15 protein-coding genes are annotated in these 16930 nt (G+C 64.1%); 1 reads left to right on the top strand and 14 read right to left on the bottom strand.

The genetic code is table 11. From position 1 onward, the window contains the following. Nucleotides 1-3: 3 nt before the first annotated feature. Genes AEQU_RS01590 through AEQU_RS13010 form a run of 13 tightly spaced genes read right to left on the bottom strand, consistent with a single transcriptional unit; the run spans nt 4 to nt 13674 of the window. Nucleotides 4-834, bottom strand: coding sequence for a formate/nitrite transporter family protein (locus AEQU_RS01590; RefSeq protein WP_022739041.1), 831 nt, complete (start codon nt 832-834; stop codon nt 4-6). A gap of 51 nt (nt 835-885) precedes the next feature. Continuing rightward, on the bottom strand, nt 886-1392 hold the full coding sequence (gene hycI, locus AEQU_RS01585) for a hydrogenase maturation peptidase HycI (RefSeq protein WP_051353361.1): 507 nt from the start codon (nt 1390-1392) through the stop codon (nt 886-888). Beyond that, nucleotides 1386-1973 (bottom strand): formate hydrogenlyase maturation HycH family protein, encoded by a 588-nt coding sequence (locus tag AEQU_RS01580; protein WP_022739033.1) that lies wholly within the window; start codon nt 1971-1973, stop codon nt 1386-1388. Before AEQU_RS01580 ends, hycI begins: the two co-directional genes overlap by 7 nt. Continuing rightward, nucleotides 1970-2752 carry an NADH-quinone oxidoreductase subunit B family protein gene (locus AEQU_RS01575; protein ID WP_022739030.1) on the bottom strand — a complete coding sequence of 261 codons (783 nt, stop codon included), beginning with the start codon at nt 2750-2752 and terminating at the stop codon, nt 1970-1972. The genes AEQU_RS01580 and AEQU_RS01575 overlap by 4 nt, the downstream gene beginning before the upstream one ends. Beyond that, on the bottom strand, nt 2753-3283 hold the full coding sequence (locus AEQU_RS01570) for a formate hydrogenlyase complex iron-sulfur subunit (protein WP_022739026.1): 531 nt from the start codon (nt 3281-3283) through the stop codon (nt 2753-2755). A gap of 3 nt (nt 3284-3286) precedes the next feature. Continuing rightward, on the bottom strand, nt 3287-5026 hold the full coding sequence (locus tag AEQU_RS01565) for a hydrogenase large subunit (RefSeq protein WP_022739022.1): 1740 nt from the start codon (nt 5024-5026) through the stop codon (nt 3287-3289). After that, nucleotides 5026-6603 carry a hydrogenase 4 subunit F gene (locus tag AEQU_RS01560; RefSeq protein WP_022739018.1) on the bottom strand — a complete coding sequence of 526 codons (1578 nt, stop codon included), beginning with the start codon at nt 6601-6603 and terminating at the stop codon, nt 5026-5028. Before AEQU_RS01560 ends, AEQU_RS01565 begins: the two co-directional genes overlap by 1 nt. A gap of 3 nt (nt 6604-6606) precedes the next feature. Beyond that, on the bottom strand, nt 6607-7263 hold the full coding sequence (hyfE, locus tag AEQU_RS01555; protein WP_041714797.1) for a hydrogenase 4 membrane subunit: 657 nt from the start codon (nt 7261-7263) through the stop codon (nt 6607-6609). 9 nt (nt 7264-7272) lie between these two features. Further along, nucleotides 7273-8199: a respiratory chain complex I subunit 1 family protein gene (locus tag AEQU_RS01550; protein WP_022739012.1), complete on the bottom strand. Its 927-nt coding sequence runs from the start codon at nt 8197-8199 to the stop codon at nt 7273-7275. Nucleotides 8200-8208: 9 nt separating this feature from the next. Further along, nucleotides 8209-10299 carry a hydrogenase 4 subunit B gene (hyfB, locus tag AEQU_RS01545; protein WP_022739008.1) on the bottom strand — a complete coding sequence of 697 codons (2091 nt, stop codon included), beginning with the start codon at nt 10297-10299 and terminating at the stop codon, nt 8209-8211. Further along, nucleotides 10300-10893 carry a 4Fe-4S dicluster domain-containing protein gene (locus tag AEQU_RS01540; RefSeq protein WP_022739005.1) on the bottom strand — a complete coding sequence of 198 codons (594 nt, stop codon included), beginning with the start codon at nt 10891-10893 and terminating at the stop codon, nt 10300-10302. A 37-nt stretch (nt 10894-10930) separates the two neighbouring features. Then, nucleotides 10931-13105, bottom strand: a complete 2175-nt coding sequence (fdhF, locus tag AEQU_RS01535; protein WP_022739002.1) for a formate dehydrogenase subunit alpha — start codon at nt 13103-13105, stop codon at nt 10931-10933. 20 nt (nt 13106-13125) lie between these two features. Further along, nucleotides 13126-13674: a 4Fe-4S dicluster domain-containing protein gene (locus AEQU_RS13010; protein ID WP_022739000.1), complete on the bottom strand. Its 549-nt coding sequence runs from the start codon at nt 13672-13674 to the stop codon at nt 13126-13128. Between the two features lie 518 nt (nt 13675-14192). Between AEQU_RS13010 and AEQU_RS01525 the strand changes: the two genes are divergently transcribed. Further along, on the top strand, nt 14193-14864 hold the full coding sequence (locus AEQU_RS01525; RefSeq protein WP_022738996.1) for a type II toxin-antitoxin system RelB/DinJ family antitoxin: 672 nt from the start codon (nt 14193-14195) through the stop codon (nt 14862-14864). Nucleotides 14865-14976: 112 nt separating this feature from the next. Here the strand turns inward: AEQU_RS01525 and aspS are convergent, their stop codons facing one another. After that, nucleotides 14977-16758, bottom strand: coding sequence for an aspartate--tRNA ligase (aspS, locus tag AEQU_RS01520; RefSeq protein ID WP_041714318.1), 1782 nt, complete (start codon nt 16756-16758; stop codon nt 14977-14979). Nucleotides 16759-16930 lie beyond the last annotated feature (172 nt).

Raw genomic sequence — 16930 nt, 5'->3', positions numbered from 1 at the left:
GATCTACTTCTCCTGCTTCTTGTGGTAGATGAACCAGTAGGCCAGACCCACCAAAAGACCGCCGACAATGTTGCCGAGCGTGGCGAGCACGAGGTTGTAGGCAACGCCCCCCAGCGTCACCGCGCCGGCCGCGCCGAAGCCGAGGCCGTTGAGCACCAGGCCCATGGGAAGGAAGAACATGTTCGCCACGCAGTGCTCGAACCCGCAGGCCACGAAGGCCGAAATGGGAAGCAGGATGCCCAGAACCTTATCGGCCGTCGTCTTCGAGGAGAAGCCGATCCATACGGCCAGGCACACGAGGATGTTGCAGAGAATTGCCTTGAAGAAGAGCACCTCGGGCGCGAGCGACACCTTGCCGGCGGCCACCGAGACGAACGCCTCGCCCACGGCGCCCCCGTTCATGCCCTGCAAATTCGACATGAAGATGATGAACATGGCCAGAAGCGATCCGGCGAGGTTGCCGACCCATACGATGCCCCAGTTGCGGAACAGGCCGCCGAAGGTGATCTTCTTCGACGCCTTCGCGCACACCATGAGCACGTTGCCCGTGAACAGCTCCGCGCCGCAGCACAGCACCAGGCACAGGCCCAGGCAGAAGCACAAGCCGCCGACGAGGCGCTGCACGCCGAAGGCCATGGTGGTGTCGCCGAGGAAGGTGCAGAAGTACATGCCGCCGAAGCCGATGAAGGCGCCGGCGAGCATGGCGGAGACGAAGCACTTGGCGCCGGGCATGGCCGCCTTCGTCACGCCGATGCTCTCGGCCTTGGCCTCGGTGGCCGCCGGCGCGAGCGCATCGGGGCTCACAGCGGCCAGATCTTCTTTCACAATAGACATAGTCGTTTCAATCCTTTCCAAGTTATCAAAGGCGCACCTACGTGCGTCATCTCAATTCACAAAGGGGTACTGCGTAAAATCGGCGCCGTCGGCGAGGCACTGGTACACGTGTTCCACGGCCGCGAGCACCCGGGGGCTCACCGGATCGAAGAACTCGGTTCCCGCGGGCTGCACGCCCAGGAACACGACCTCCTCGCACACGGCCTCCAGCTCGCCGAGCAGGTACGTGATGGGCAGCGTGTGGGTCGTTATGAGCGACTGCGTGGCCACGTCCGCGGCCTGAAGGCGGCGGATAGCGCCGGGCTCAAGGCCCATGGCCGCCGCATCCACCAGCAGAAGCCGCCTCGGCGCAAGGCGCCGCAGATAGCCCAGATCGTTCTCGGGGGTCTGGCCGCCGTCCACGGCCATCCAACCCTCCACGGGAAAATCCTCCAGCTTCTTGGCCAGCAGAGGCCCGGCCGCATCGTCGCCGCGCAGGACGCTGCCCACGCAGAAGACGATGTTGCCACCGCGCTTGGACGCCTCGCTGGCCAGGAGAATCTCCTCGGCATTCAGCATGTGACCCTCCTCCCCATGGCGTACACGCACGGCTCGCACTGTATCTCCTCCAAGAGACGGAGGAACTCCTCCAGCCACGCCGGGGCGTCGATGGCGACAACCGCCTCCGACACGGCGCGCAAGGGCGGCTCGTCGCTCACTTCCAGGGCAGCGCCCACGCGATCGAGCGCCGCGAGAACCGCGGGCTTCAGCACGGGCACGTGCTCCTTTTTCACCTCGATCTCGCCGAACTTCTCAATACCCGCCAGCTTGTCGTGGGCCTTACCCGGGCCGAGAAGCGCCAGCACGTCGGCGAACACCTCGCGCGAAGTCGTCAAGCGCGGGGCGAGGCAGTCGATGACCCCGGTATGGTGCCCAATGGCCAGCGTGTAGTACAGCACCGACCGCACATCCTCAGGGATAGAGCGCTCGTGGTCGACGAACTTCTCGCCCAGCCGGTAGAACACCACCTCGCGAGCCGTGCGCCCATCGGTGGTATGGGCCGCGAGCGGCCTTGTGGGCGAAAGGACGTCCCCCGAGGCCGCCGGCTCCTCGAAACCGGCGGCCTCGCGCCCGCATCGCTGTCGCACGGTCACGCTCATTCGTCGACGACCTTGCTCAAAAGCAGCGCCTTCAGATCCATGAACACGGCGCGCTTGCGCGTATCGGTCTCGGCGGCGATGAGCGCATCGGCCGCTCCCAGGGCATCCACCGTGTCCTTGGACAACGCCAGCATGAACTCGTCCACGATCTGCTTTCCGTAGTAGTACCCGCTCATGCGGCGCGCCTCGCGCTCGAACGCCGTGCGCACCTTGTAGGGAATGGCCGGGAAGGCCACGGGCGCCTGCTCGCCGGCCGGGGCCACATGGTGGCTCGCGTGCAACTTCTGGTCCAAAAGGCCCAAAGCCGTGGCGAACCCGAAGATCGTGGCCGGCGGCGAGGGCGGGCATCCCGGCACGTACACGTCGACCGGCAGAATCGGATCGGTGCCGCCCCACACGCAGTAGTTGTCGTGGAAGATGCCGCCCGTGCACCCGCAAGCCCCGTACGACATCACGATCTTCGGATCGGGGGCCGCATGGTAGGCCCGAAGCGCCGGCTCCCGCATGGAGCGCGTCATGGCCCCGGTATAGATGAGCATATCCGCATGGCGCGGCGAGGGCACGACCTTTATGCCGAAGCGCTCCGCGTCGAAGACCGCGGTGATGGTGGCGAAAATCTCGATCTCGCAGCCATTGCAACCGCCGCAATCGACGCGATAGACGTACACAGAGCGCTTGATGGACTCAAGGAGCTTCTGCTTCGCCTCGGCCACCTTCGCGTCCAGCACGACCGGATCGGGCCGCCATTGGAGATCGAGCGGAAAATCGTTCTCCAGCATTTACTCCTCCCCCCTCTCGGGCGCCTGGTGCGCAAAGGCCTCGGCATCGTCGATACGGCGGCAATCCAGGCACAGGTCGACCTTTTCGATATCAGCCGCGGCAGAGCCGCCCACGCCCGCGAGCACGCGGCGAGCATAATCGACCTCCTTGGCCGGGGCATAGGGCTTGCCGCAGCGAGCGCAGCGGGCCACGCCGTAGGAGCAGGACTCGCGCAGATCCTCCTTGTTCGTCACGGCCAGCTCGAAGTCGGTCGTCAGCTCGATGGCGAACAGGGGGCAGACCTCCTGGCATCGCCCGCAGAAGATGCAGCGACCGTAGCTGATATCCCACGTGAGATAGTTCTGCTCAGCATCGAGCTCCATGGTAATGGCGTTGGCGGGACAGGCGATGGCGCAGGCCGCACAGGCGATGCAGAGCTTCTCGTTGTGCTCCGGCTTGCCGCGAAACCCTGCGGGCATCTCCAGAGGAGCGAAAGGATAGCCCACCGTGGCGTCGCCGGTTTTGCGAATCTCTTTGAACAGCTTCAACATAGCCTACCACCCCTTCCCGGAAAGAGGCGAGTGCGTGCGGCGGCGGCAGTAGCCCTCGAGCTGATCTTTGGTGAGCACGGTGGACGTCTTCTTCTTGACATCGACCACCGTCACGCGATCAGTGCAGGAATAGCACGGATCCATGGAGCCCACGATTATAGCGGCGTCGGCCACGGTGTTGCCGCGGAACATGTAGCGCAGGATCGGCCAGTTCGAGTACGTGGCCGCCTTGGCGCGCCAGCGATAGCACTTCTGGTTGTCCCCCACCTGGGCCCAGTGCATATCTTCGCCTCGGGGCGCCTCGGTGTAGCCCAAGGCGAACTTGTGCGGCGTGTACTGCCAGTTCTCCGCCTGGATGGGGCCTTCCGGCGCACCGTCGAGCAGCTGCTCGATCATATCGAGGGAGTCCATAAACTCCTCGACGCGCACCAGGGTACGGCTCTGCACGTCGCAGCCGTCGTGGCTGCGCGCCGACATGCCCACGAGGAACTTGTAGCCGTCGAAGGGATGGTCGAAGCGGACGTCGCGGGCGATGCCGCTGCCGCGAACGCAGGGGCCCACGGGGCTAAAGTCGCGGGCCACCGCCGGGTCGAGCCTTCCGATGCCGGCCGTGCGCGATTCGAAGTTGGCCGTGGACACGAGCATGTCCACCAGCGCCTCCACCTCGTGCCGCAGCTCCCGCACGTACTTGATCGTGGCGAGCTTCTGCTCGTCCAAGATGTCGCGCCGCACGCCTCCGATGAGGTTCAGGCCGTAGGTCTTGCGAGCGCCGGTGAGCAGCACGGCCAAGTCCATGGTCTTCTCGCGAACCCGGAAGAAGTGCTGAAATCCCGTATCGAACCCGCAGTAATGGCACACCAGCCCCAAGTTCAGCAAATGAGAGTGCAAACGCTCGACCTCCAGCAAGATGGAGCGGATGTACTGGGCGCGCACGGGCACCTCGATGCCCTGGGCATGTTCCACCGCCTCGGCGTAGGCCACCGAGTGGGCGTTGCCGCAGATGCCGCAGATGCGATCCGCCAGAAACGTCACAGCGTCGTAGTTCAGGCGGCTCTCAGCCACTTTCTCCATGCCGCGGTGCACGTAGAACAGGCGGTAGTCCGCATCAATGATGTCCTCCCCTTCCACGAACAGGCGGAAGTGCCCCGGCTCGTCGGAGGTGATGTGCAGAGGGCCCATGGGCACCTCGGTCGTCTCCTCGGCATGGCCCTCGTAGAGAAACGAGTAGTTCTCCACATCGGTCACGGGAGCCGGGCGCTTGCGGTAGTCCATGGAGTCCTTGCGCAGCGGGTACAGATCACAGGGCCAATCGTCCGGCAGCACGAGCCGGCGCTCGTCGGGGAGCCCCACTGCGCGCAGGCCGAACATGTCGAAGGCCTCGCGCTCGCTCCACACGCAAGCGGGAACCCGCGGGGTCACCGACGGGTATTCCATGGAATGCGGATCCACCTCGGCACGCACCACCACGAACCCCGGATCGCTCTCTTCCATGGAGAGCAGGTAGTACAGGGCGTAGCAACCGTGCAGCGGGCGCTCGTCGTTGGCCACCATGTTGGGCAGCCAGCCGCCGCGGCCGTAGTACAGAAACTCCACCACATCGGGCAGCATATCGGTGGGCACCGTAATGGTCACCTGATCGGCGGCCTGCCACGTCGCATCGAGCACCGCGCCGGGAAAGGTGTCCCTCACGGCCTGAACATGGGTCTCGCCCACGCGCAAAGGCGACTGCTTCTTCGTCGTCATTACTCGAACACCTCCTCGGGGGTATCATCGAAGGCCAAGGCCGCCAGGGCATCTTCGAACAAGCTGCCGGAAGAGAGGCCCTCTTCCTCGTAGGACATAACAATGGCGCTGGCCTCTTCAATGGAGCCGGCCAAGGGCCCCGGCAGCGCCACGCCGAGCAGCACCACCAAAGCGAGGAGCACCACCTCGGGCACAAGCGCCAAAGCGGGCACGTCACAGCGCTTCACGCCTTCGGGCGCGCGACCCAGCGCCGATCCGGTGATCATGCGCACGAGCGCCATAATCACCACCACAAGCGCCACGAGCACCAGCGCCACGGCCCACCAAACTTCCGCAGCCACGCCGGCGAGAACCATGAACATCTCGCTGACGAACATGGCAAAGGGAGGGAAGCCCGCCAAGGCCAGACAGCCAGCCGCGAACAGCACGCCGGTCACCGGCGCCACCGAGATGATGCCCGAGATCTTCGCAAGGTCGCGCGTGTGGTACTTCATCATCACATTGCCGGACAGGCAGAACATGAGGGCCTTGGTGAGGCCGTGGGCAATGCAGTGCACGAGCCCGGCGATGATGCCGAGGGGACCGCCGATGCCGAAGCACACGGCGATGAGCCCCACGTTCTCGCACGAGCTGTAGGCCATCTTGCGCTTGAGGTCGTTCTGCTTGTACACCTCGAAGGCCGCATAGCACACCGACAGCACGCCCAGGATCATCATGACCGTCTGGGGGAACGTCGCGCCCACATTGGCCGCCGTCAGAATGTAGAAGCGCAGCACGATGAGGATGGCGCACTTCAAAAGCACGCCGGAGAGCAGGGCCGACACGGGGCTCGGCGCCTCGGAGTGGGCGTCGGGCAGCCACGTGTGCATGGGGAACAGGCCCGCCTTGGTACCGAACCCGATGGCCGCGAACACAAAGGCGATCATCATGAGCGAATGATCCATAAGCGGCGCGTTGGGCAGGATGGACGTCCAGAACACCGCCTGATGCGGATCGGCCATGATGTCGGCGGCGTTCGCATAGACGAGCAGCGTCCCGAACAAGCCAAAGGCCACGCCGGCCGTGCAGACGATGACGTACTTCCAGGCCGCCTCCAGGGCGAGCTTCGTGCGATAAACACCGACGAGGAACACCGTGGAGAGCGTCGTGGCCTCCACCGAAACCCACATCATGATGATGTTGTTGGAGGTGACGGCGAGAATCATCGAGAATACGAACAGGCTGAAGAAGGCGTAGTACTGCTTCACCTGGGAGGGCCCGAGCTTACCCTCGGCCACATCGTGGGCCACATAGGGCAGCGAGTACACGCCCGTGCAGGGCGCGATGACGGCGATGAGCCCCAAGAACAGGGCGCTGAGACCGTCGAGATGGAACCACTCCCCCAAAGCGAAGATGTCGCTGCCCGCAAAGGCGGCCACCACAAGCGTTAGGCCCGCTACCGCGACGCCCGCCAGGGAGAGTACGTGAAGAGCCTCGTAGGCGCCGCGGAGAGTCGATTTCGCCGGCAGCGCGGCAATGAGCAGCGCCGCCGCCAAAGGACAGCCCAAAAGCACCAGAAGTAACATTGAGTAATCCATGGCTTATCCCTTCAGCTCGCAGAGGTCGTCGGCGTCAAGGGTGTGCGCATAGCGCGCCATGCGCCATACGAGCACCGCCAAGATAATCACCGCGAAGATGGCGTCGGTGGCGACACCGATCTCCACCAGCTCCGGAGCCTGAGGCGCCAGAAGCGCGAGCGTCACATGGGAGCCGTTCTCCATCAGACAGTACCCGAAGATCTGCTTGAAGATGGAGCGCTGGATAACGATGCAGGTGAGCCCGATGAAGAAGTGCGCGAGCGACACGGCCAGCGTGGGCTTGACTGCCGCCGCCGTGGGCAAATCGATGCCGGAGACGGCCACGAAGCAGACGAACACCTCTACGGCCACCAGCGCCACCGACTTCATGGGGTTCAGCTTCGGCGGCAGATCCGCCTCGGCATCATCGCCGATCTTCTTCAGCGTGAACAGCAGGATGGCGGGCACAAGCACCACCTTCGTGGCAAAGGCCGTGGCCGACCAGGTGAACAGCTCTGCCGAGCCTGTGACGGCGCCGAGCGAAGCGAGCACGCCAACGAGCACCAAGGACTGCAGCGAGTACAAGAAGGCCGCCGCCCGTCCGGTGCGGGCGAGCACCACCATCATCGAGGTGATGATGAGGCAGGCGCCAAGCACATTGACCAATGGGTAACCGAACATATTCACCACCTAAATTCCAATGACGAGGAACACGAGGGACAGCGAGGCGATCCCCACGACGAACCAGGTGTAACGGCCGAGATACTTGTAGCGCACGCGCATGACCGCGTTCTCGATCACCGAGGCGATAAGGAACACCACGAGCACCTTGCATGCGTAGGCAACCAGGCCGCCGAGCAGATCGAGAGGGGACGCCGTGGCCGCCGCGCCGAAGGGCAGAAAGATCGCCACGAACAAGCTCGCCACCACGAGCTGTTTGAGCGAAACGCCCAGCTTCATCATGGCCAGCGACGGGCCCGAGTAGGCGGCCAGAGGTCCTTCCTGAATCTCCTGCTCCGCCTCGGCCAGATCGAACGGGAGCTTCCCCATCTCGATGTAGCAGGCCATGGCGCAGGCCACGCCGGCCACGACGACGGCCACCAAGGGGCATGCCGTCAGATTGGCTACCGATGAGGCCATAAGCCCCACGTTGGTCGAGCCCGCGGCCACGGCCATGACGAAGAGCACCAGGATGAGCGAGGGCTCAACCAGCACGCCCACGAGCAGCTCGCGCACACCGCCGATGGCCGTGTAGGAACCGGCCGAGTCGATGGAGGCCAGGGCGAACATGAAGCGCGGAAGGGCCATAAGATACAGAATGGTGATGATGTCGCCGAGAATAGGCACCGGGCACGCCTGGGTCATAAGCGGAAGACCCGCGGCGAGCAGGATAAACGAGCCCAAGAATATCGGTGGCGTAAGGCGGGAGACAATGCTGCTTCCGCCCTCCTTCACCTCGCAGCGACGCCACAGCTTCGCCAGGTCGTAATAGTCCTGCAGCACGCTCGTGCCCGTACGGGAGTGCATCTTCGCGCGAATCTTGCGGGTGATGCCGGAAAGAAGCGGGGCGATGGCGACCAGAAGGATGGCCTGAAGTATCGCGATAATGATAGTCATGGCATCCCCCTAACGTACCAGGATGATGAGCGCGAGGAAGAACACCAGCGCGCCGACGATGTAAACGATGTAGGTGCGGAAATCCCCGCTCTCCATGCGGCCGAACCAAGCGCCCACATCGCTCACGACGGAGAGCACCGAATTGGAAAGCGCCGGAGCATGCCGCTCAGCCGGAGCAATGCCGACCGTCCGGTCGCGATCGTAGCGCGAGGCCGCACCACCGGTCGCCACGGGGGTGGCGGGAGCCTCTTCGGCATCGGACTCAAGCGCGCGGGCGATCAAGCGGGCAACCGCCTGGCCGGCGCGGTTCACGCCGTAGCGAAGAGCGTAAAGCGGGCCCATGAAGGTCTTGACGTTCGCGCCCACCGTAGAGGCGAGCGTCTCCATGGACAGATCCGCCTCATAGCCGCATGCCCAGGTGCTCGGGTCGCTCTTCATGCCAGCCTTCCGATTGGCGGCATTGCGCAACAAGGCGCACAGGGCGATGACGACGGCCATAAGAGCGGCCATGATGAGCGGCGAGACCACCGAGACCGTGTCCAAGGACACCAGTGTCGCGCCCTCGACCACCGGCAGAGACGGTGCCGCGAGCATCGAGCTCGCGATGGAGCTGACAACAGGCGCCACCCAGGCCGCGCCGAGTCCCAGGGAAATGCAGGCCACCGTGAGGATGACCATGGCGATGGTCATGGGAGCCGGCACCTCGTGGGCATGCTCGGCCGCCTCCGAACGGGGACGGGCGAGGAACGTCACGCCGAAGGCCTTCACGAAGCAGGTGACCGCCAGAGCGCCGGTGACGGCGAGGGCCACCACGGCAAAGGCGAAGACGATACGCATGAAGATGCCACCGTCCATGGCCGCCCCAATGAGTCCCTGGTAGGTGAACCACTCGGACACGAAGCCGTTGAGCGGCGGGATGGCCGAAATAGCGAGGGAGCCGATGAGGAAGCACACCGCCGTGACGGGCATCGCCTTCGCCAGACCGCCGAGCACCTCCATGTTGCGAGTGCCCGTGGCGTGCAGCACGCTACCGGCACCGAGGAAGAGCAGGCCCTTGAACATGGCATGGTTCACCAAGTGGTAAAGACCGGCCAGAAGCCCGATGGCGGCAAGCCAGGGCAGACCTGCGGCCCAGCCGTAGATGCCCACGCCGACACCAAGCAGGATGATGCCGATGTTCTCGACGGAGTGGTAGGCCAGAAGGCTCTTGAGGTCGTGCTCTCCCAGGGCATAGACCACGCCGAGCACCGAGGAGACGGCGCCGATGACGATGACGAGCACGCCCCAACCGACTTCACCGCCCGCAGCGCCGAGCAGATCGAAGCACACCTTGCAAATACCGAAGATGCCGATCTTGATCATGCCGCCGGACATGAGCGCACTCACGTTGGAGGGCGCCGCCGGATGGGCCTGGGGCAGCCACGAATGGAAGGGCACCATGCCCGCCTTCGCCCCGAAGCCGAAGAAGGCCAGCGCGAAGGCCAGCGTGGCGATGCCGGGAGCGAACGCATGAGTACGGAACGCCTCGAACTCGAGCGAGCCGGTGGCCGAGGCCATAGCGAAGAACGAGCACGCGATCATCAGAAAGCCGATATGGGCCATGATGAGGTACAGAAAACCGCCCTTGAGCGACGCTTCCGTCCGGTCGATGATGACGAGCACGTAGGACGTGAGCGACATCAGCTCGAAGAACACGAGGAACCAAAAGGCGTTGTCGGCAAGGATGACGAGGTTCATGGAGGCGATGAACAGGTTCATGAAGAACCCGATGACGCCAATGCCCGCCTCGTAGTACTCATCGAAGTAGGAAAGCCCGTAGAGCCACGCCACGAAGGCCAGCGCGGCGATGACCGCGATGAGAAGGCCGGCCAGCGGGTTCAGCAAGAGCGTGAAGTTCGTGAAGGGCATAGGTCCGATCCAGCTGGCGTAGGTGGCCGTCTGGAACAGCGCACCCACACCGCCGATGAAACTCAAGGCCGCCGCGCCCATGCCGCCGACGCAAGCGATGGTCTTGGAAGCAGCGCGGGCCTTCGACGTCACCAGCGACAGTACGCCTGTGGCGCAGGAGAGCCCGAGGGAAAGCAGTATCAGTTCCAACATTTAGGCCTCCTTCAAGTTCGTCGTTCGACCCATCATGATCTGGTTGGCCGCCACGGCAGCGCGCATCTTGTCCTTGCGAACGCCCGCGAGCGTCATGGCATCGCGCACGTAGAGTGCCTTGGTCGGACACGCTTCGACGCAATGGGGCTCCTCGTCGGGGCCCAAGGTGGAGCACAGGTCGCACTTGACGGCGCAGGTGTAGACGCCGATGCTCCAAGCCAGCAGAGGCGATGTGCCCCGTGGCTGAGTGGGAGTGGGATAGGAGATGCCGGCAACGCCCGCCGTGGACGTGCCCGAGGGATGGATGGCGCCGAAGGGGCACACCACCGCGCACAGCTTGCAGCCTATGCAGGTCTGCTCGTTCACGACGATGGCCTCTTCGGTGCGCTTGATCGCATCCACGGGGCAAACCGCCAAGCACGGCGCCCCCTCGCACTGATGGCAGGTGACGGCCGCCGTCACCTGCGGGGTAAACGTCAGTGCGAGACGGGGCTCCGCCTGCAGCCCGGCCACCCGGTGGCCGTGGCTGCAGGCGGCAAGGCACGTGCCGCATCCAATGCACCTATCCGGCTCTATGGCGATGAAAGTGTTCATCAGAGTCCTTTCGGAATGAGTGCGGTAGCGAGGCGCCCTACTGAGCGGCGGGCGCGACGTTCTGAGGCGCCGCTTCTGCGGCCAGGCGATCCTTCATCGCGCTGTAGAGCGACTGCATATGGCGCTCAGCCCACACCTGGTCGTCGATGCAGTGCACCTCGCAGGCGGAGTACTTGTCCTCGGGCGTGCCGGACAACGGGTCGGTCACGTGCATGGTCAGGTCGTTGCACTTGCCGATCCACCATTGGTAGGTCATGTAGACGGCGCCCTTGTTGATGCGCTCGTCCAGCTTCGCGCGCGTGATCACCTTGCCGCGGCGCGAGCTCACCCAGACCAGATCCTCGTCCTTGACGGTGCGGGCGGCGGCATCGGCGGGGTTGATGTGCACGTAGCCCGGCTCGTCGGCCAGCATCGAGAGCACCTTGCAGTTGCCGGTCATGGAACGGCAGGAGTAGTGCCCCACCTCGCGCACCGTGCACAGCACGAGCGGATAGGCATCATCGGGCATCTCGGTGGGCTCCACGAAATCGTGAGCCATGAGAATGGCCTTCTTGTCGGCGGTGTTGAACTGGCCGTTCTTGTAAAGCGTCGGGGTACCCGGGCATTCCAGCGTCGGAATCGGCCACTGGGCATGGCCCACGCCGGCCATCTTCTCGTAGGTGGCGCCGTAGAAGTTCGGGCACAGCGAGCGCATCTCGTCCCAAATCTCCTGGGTGTCCTCGTAGTGCATGGGATAGCCCATGCGAGTCGACAGCTCGCTGAAGATCTGCCAGTCGTGCTTGCACTCGCCCTTGGGCGGCACGGCGGCCGTAAAGCGCTGGAAGGTGCGGTCGGAAGCGGAGAACACGCCGTCATGCTCGCCCCAGGACGTGCCCGGGAACACCACGTCGGCCAAAGCCGTCGTCTGGGTCATGAAGATGTCCTGGCTGATGAGCAGCTCGAGGTTCTCCAGCGTCTCCTTCATATCGGCGGAGTCGGGCTCGGTCTGCAGCGGATCCTCGCCGAAGTTGTAGAAGGCCTTGATCTTGCCCTCTTTCACGCCGTGGGGCAGATCGGTCAGCTTGAAGCCGGGCTCGGCGGGAAGCTTCCCCTCCGGCAGGCCCCATGCCTTCTCGAACTTGGCGCGAGCCTCGGGATTCTCCACCTTCTGATAGCCGGGAAGCAGGCTCGGCCACATGCCCATGTCGCAGGAGCCCTGGACGTTGTTCTGACCGCGCACCGGAGCCAGGCCGGCGTTATCGCGGCCGATCTGGTTCGTGACGCAGGCAATGGCGGCGATGGTGTGCACCGTCTTCACGCCCTGGCGCTGCTGGGTGACGCCCATGCCCCAGCCGATAATGGAGTTGGGGGCCGTGGCGTACATGCGGGCGGCCTTGCGAATATCGTCGGGGCTGCAGCCGCAGATGTCGGCGACCGACTCCGGCGTGTAGTTCTTGATGGTCTCCCACCACTCGTCGAAGCCGTTGGTGTGGGCGTCGATGAAGGCGCGGTCGTGCAGGTTCTCGCTCACGATGACGTTGGCGAACGCATTCATGAAGGCGAGGTTGCAGCCGTTCTTGATCTGGATGTACAGATCGGCGATGCGCGCCGTCTCAATGGAGCGCGGGTCGACGACGATGATCTTGGCGCCCTTCTCCTTGGCCTTCACGATGCGGCGGGCGACGATCGGGTGCGAGGCCGAGGGGTTGTAGCCGAACAGCATGATGAGGTCGGCGTTCTCCATGTTGGGAATGGAGACGGACATGGCGCCGGAGCCCACGGTATCCATAAGGCCGATGACCGAGGGGCCGTGACAGGTGCGGGCGCAGTTGTCGATGTTGTTGGTGCCCACGCAGGCGCGGGTGAACTTCTGCATGACGTAGTTGGCCTCGTTGCCCGGCCCGCGCGAGGAGCCCGTGAGCATAATGGCGTCGGGGCCGTACTTCTCCTTGATGGCCATGAGCTTTTTGGCCGTGAAGTCCAGCGCCTCGTCCCAGGTGACGCGCTCCAGCTCGCCGCCCTTCTCGCGGCGGATCATCGGATGCAGGATGCGCGGCGTGAGAATCTTGGTGTCGTTGATGAAATCGAAGCCCGACAGGCCCTTCAGGCACAGCTCGCCCTCGTTGGTCACGCCATCGAGGCCCTCGGCGCCGATGACCATGCCGTCGTCCACGATGAGATTGAGCTTGCAACCGGCACCGCAGTACGGGCAGACGGCCATGTGCTTTTCCATAGTGCAATTCCTCCTTGGGGCTAGTTGAGATCGGTGTTCAAGGGCACGCTCGAGAAGGCGCCCGAGGCCACGGCGGCCCTCATGCGGCGCTGACGCTGGCGGTCGGCCAGCTCCTCCTCGTCGACGACCATAAGGCCCCCAGTAGGACAGGCCTCCACGCAGGCCGGGCCGCCCTCGCGGTCGTAGCACAAATCGCACTTGACGAGGGACGCCTTGGGGGCGCTTTCCACCGTAAGGCCACCGAGCTTGGCCGCGCCCTCCTGGGAGACGACCTCCACGGCTCCATAGGGACAGGCGAGCACGCAGCTACGGCAACCGATGCAGCGCTCCTGCTTGACGGCCACGCGGGCGCCATCGAAGTATAGCGCGCCTTCGGGGCACGATGCCACACAGGGCGCGTCGGCACAATGGTGGCACACGATGGGCGCCGAAATGGTAAGGGTAGTGATGAGATTCAATCGCGGCTTGGGAACGTCACCCGGCACACTGTGCTTCAGAAGGCAGCCTGCCATGCAGGTCTGGCAACCGATGCACAGGCCCGGGTCGGCAATGACGAATTTGGAACCCATGTAGATCCTCCTACGCTCTTCTCGCGCGACAGCCGCAAGGCCGTCGCTGGCATGATTCCGCGTCCTGCCGTTGCCTCCCCTATCGTCGGATCGGCCCAAGCACGGAGCGGCGGCTCGCTTCACCCAACAAAGACGCGCGCCACCTGACGCAGCGCAACGGCTTCCCGGCGCTCCGGAATCGCCGGGAGTGCCCTTTGCGCACCCCTCAAAATGGACGCAGGTGTCCCCTGCGGTAAAGCCGTAGCAAAGGAAAAAGGTTAAAGTCGGACAGCTGGTGCCCCTCGAAGATGTCACGGCCGTTATACGCCCCTCGAAAGCGTTTCGCAAGAGTGAATTTTGGCTTTTTTCAAATTGGAGATGGGAGGCAACTCTGACGGGCCTTCTTCTATTTGTAATGTGTTTGTACTACACTATATTCCGTTTTCCAGGGGTTTCTTCGTGGATTGGGCACAGAACCCTCGAAATAAGCCTCTTCTCACTACCGAAGAGGCTACAACGGCGCTACCCAGGAGGCTCCCATGGCCAAGCACGCAACCATGCAAATTCGCATCGATGAGGATCTCAAAGAACAAGCCGACCGCCTCTTCGAGGCCCTTGGCCTCTCCCCCTCCGAGGCCGTGCGCCTCTTCGTGGCCCAATCGGTTATCGAGCGGCGGCTCCCCTTCACACCGCACCTCAGCAAAAGCGAGGGTGGCATGTCGGCTTTCGGCAAGCTGCGCCATTACGCCAACCCCCACCTTACGGGAGACGAGCGCGCCGCATGGCTCAAAAAGCAGGGGGAGAACACGGGCGACGCGCGCTTTCGCACGACAACCGTCGCCGATGCCGCCACGACCATCGTGGATGAAACCGTCCTCTTGCACTACCTGCTCGACGACGAGCCGCGGCCATCGGCGAAAGCGCGGCGCCTGATCGCCTCCGGATGCGCCCAAGCTTATCCGGAAACGGCGGCGCTTACCGTCCAGCTTCTCGAGGAGGACTACCGCGTTCCCCGATCGCTCATCGGCACCGTGATGGAGCTTCTCGCCGACGACGTCTCCTTCCAAGACGGCGCGACCGTCAGATTGGCCGCGCGCCTTTACGCCGGCAACCGCCTCTCGTTCACCGCCTGCCTCATTGCCGCCAGAAACGTGCTGACGGGCTATCCGGTGGAGACCTTCAACAAACAGCTCTCCAACATCACCCGATAGGCCTTCGCTCGCCGCCAGAGAAGAATCGACCGCGCACAAAAAGGCGCCCACCCCCCGAAGGGCAGGCGCCGTGCAAAACAGGTTGTCGCATCTGCGCGAGCTCGCTGCGCACTTACAGGATGCGCAGGCTCACGTCCTTCAGCTGGCGGCCGGTGACGGCACTCGGAGCGCCCGTCATGGGGTCGCTCGCGCTGCTCGTCTTCGGGAAGGCGATGACGTCGCGGATGGAGTCCTTGCGGGCCAGAAGCATCACGAGGCGATCCAAGCCCAGCGCGATGCCGCCGTGCGGCGGGGCGCCCAGCTCCAGCGCGCGGATGAGGTGGCCGAACTTCTCGTCGATCTCATCATCGGTCAGCCCCACGACGCGCAGGATGCGGCGCTGCTCCTCGGCGTTGTGGATGCGGATGGTGCCGCCGCCCACCTCGAAGCCGTCCATGACCAAGTCGTAGGAGTAGCTGCCGCAGGCCAGCGGATCGCTCTCGATCTTGTCCAGATCCTCCTTCAACACATGGGTGAAGGGATGGTGCTCGGCAGCGTACTTCTTCTCGTCCTCGTCGTAGCGGAACATGGGGAAGTTCACGACCCACAGCAGCGCGTGGCCCTCGCGGGGGATGTTCATGGCGTCGGCCATGTGCAGGCGCAGGGCGGAGAGCACCGCGTTGGCGATCTCGGGCTTATCGGCCGCGAACAGCAGAAGGTCGCCGGGCTCCACTTCCATCTCGGCCTTCAGGGCCGCCCACTCCTCGTCGGTGAAGAACTTCTTGATGGGGCTCTTCTCCTGGCCATCGGTGGTGAACGCCACCCAGGCCATGCCCTTGGCGCCGTTGGCCTCGGCGATGCTGGCGAGCTTCTCCACCTCGCCGCGGGACCAGTCGCCGGCACCCTTGACGTTGATGGCCTTCACCACGCCGCCGGATTGGGCGACGGAGGCGAACACCTTGAAGCCAGTGTCCTTCACGATGTCGGTGATGTCGTGCAGAAGCATGCCGAAGCGCACGTCGGGGCGGTCGCAGCCGTAGTCGCGCATGGCGTCGGCATACTGCATCTTCTGCAGCGGGAAGGTCACGTCGGTCACGCCCACGGCCTTCAAGGTCTCGGCCATGACGCCTTCCATCATGTCGCACACATCGTCGCCCTCGACGAAGGACATCTCGATATCTACCTGGGTGAACTCGGGCTGGCGATCGGCGCGCAGGTCCTCGTCGCGGAAGCACCGGGCGATCTGGTAGTAGCGCTCTACGCCGGCGCACATGAGCATCTGCTTGAACTGCTGGGGGCTCTGGGGCAGGGCGTAGAACTTGCCCGGGTTCGGCCGCGACGGCACGATGTAGTCGCGGGCGCCCTCGGGCGTGGAGTTCGCCAGAATCGGGGTCTCGATCTCCAGGAAACCGCGCTCGTCCAGGGCCCGGCGCATGGCCTGGGTCACCGTGTGGCGCAGCTTCAGGTTGGCGAGCATCTCGGGACGGCGGATGTCCAGATAGCGCCACTTCATGCGCGTGATCTCATCGGTCTCGATGCCATCCTCAATGGAGAAGGGCGGCGTCACCGACGTGTTCAGCACCTCTACCGCATTGGCCAAAACTTCGATCTCGCCCGTGATCATGTTCGGGTTGATCGCCTCCGGTGCACGCTCGCGCACGCGCCCGGACACCTTCAGCACGTACTCGCGACCCAAGTGCTCGGCCGCATGGAAGTCCTCCTCGCTCACGCAATCGGGATCGACCACCACCTGGGTATAGCCATCACGGTCGCGCAGGTCGATGAAGATGAGGCCGCCGTGGTCGCGGGTGTGCCACGCCCAACCGCACAAAGTCACCTCTTGGTTCACATCAGTCGCACGCAGCTGCCCGCAGGTGGCGGTGTGCATGCAATATTCGTTGCGGAAGTCTTCCATAGTCGTTTCGTTGCTCCTAGGGGTCAAAAATCACGTGCCCGTAATCGTACCGCATTGCAGGCGCGCAAGCTAGCTTTCGGCGCGTTCGGCAACGGAAAAGCGCACAGACGGCAGCAAAAAGCCCCCGTCGCTCACAAGCAGCGACGGGGGCTGGACAATGCGCGATCGGCTC

Origin of the sequence: Adlercreutzia equolifaciens DSM 19450, assembly GCF_000478885.1 — a bacterium.
In the GTDB taxonomy this organism is placed as follows: domain Bacteria; phylum Actinomycetota; class Coriobacteriia; order Coriobacteriales; family Eggerthellaceae; genus Adlercreutzia; species Adlercreutzia equolifaciens.
Note: the sequence above shows the minus strand (reverse complement) of the source record. Positions and strands in the feature narration are given on the sequence as shown.

Coding starts and splice junctions, on each gene's coding strand:
- aspS (WP_041714318.1), bottom strand. CDS start 16,758: ATGGAAGACTTCCGCAACGAATATTGCATGCACACCGCCACCTGCGGG.
- AEQU_RS13010 (WP_022739000.1), bottom strand. CDS start 13,674: ATGGGTTCCAAATTCGTCATTGCCGACCCGGGCCTGTGCATCGGTTGC.
- AEQU_RS01525 (WP_022738996.1), top strand. CDS start 14,193: ATGGCCAAGCACGCAACCATGCAAATTCGCATCGATGAGGATCTCAAA.
- fdhF (WP_022739002.1), bottom strand. CDS start 13,105: ATGGAAAAGCACATGGCCGTCTGCCCGTACTGCGGTGCCGGTTGCAAG.
- AEQU_RS01565 (WP_022739022.1), bottom strand. CDS start 5,026: ATGACGACGAAGAAGCAGTCGCCTTTGCGCGTGGGCGAGACCCATGTT.
- AEQU_RS01575 (WP_022739030.1), bottom strand. CDS start 2,752: ATGCTGGAGAACGATTTTCCGCTCGATCTCCAATGGCGGCCCGATCCG.
- AEQU_RS01570 (WP_022739026.1), bottom strand. CDS start 3,283: ATGTTGAAGCTGTTCAAAGAGATTCGCAAAACCGGCGACGCCACGGTG.
- AEQU_RS01590 (WP_022739041.1), bottom strand. CDS start 834: ATGTCTATTGTGAAAGAAGATCTGGCCGCTGTGAGCCCCGATGCGCTC.
- AEQU_RS01580 (WP_022739033.1), bottom strand. CDS start 1,973: ATGAGCGTGACCGTGCGACAGCGATGCGGGCGCGAGGCCGCCGGTTTC.
- hycI (WP_051353361.1), bottom strand. CDS start 1,392: ATGCTGAATGCCGAGGAGATTCTCCTGGCCAGCGAGGCGTCCAAGCGC.
- AEQU_RS01560 (WP_022739018.1), bottom strand. CDS start 6,603: ATGGATTACTCAATGTTACTTCTGGTGCTTTTGGGCTGTCCTTTGGCG.
- hyfB (WP_022739008.1), bottom strand. CDS start 10,299: ATGTTGGAACTGATACTGCTTTCCCTCGGGCTCTCCTGCGCCACAGGC.
- hyfE (WP_041714797.1), bottom strand. CDS start 7,263: ATGTTCGGTTACCCATTGGTCAATGTGCTTGGCGCCTGCCTCATCATC.
- AEQU_RS01550 (WP_022739012.1), bottom strand. CDS start 8,199: ATGACTATCATTATCGCGATACTTCAGGCCATCCTTCTGGTCGCCATC.
- AEQU_RS01540 (WP_022739005.1), bottom strand. CDS start 10,893: ATGAACACTTTCATCGCCATAGAGCCGGATAGGTGCATTGGATGCGGC.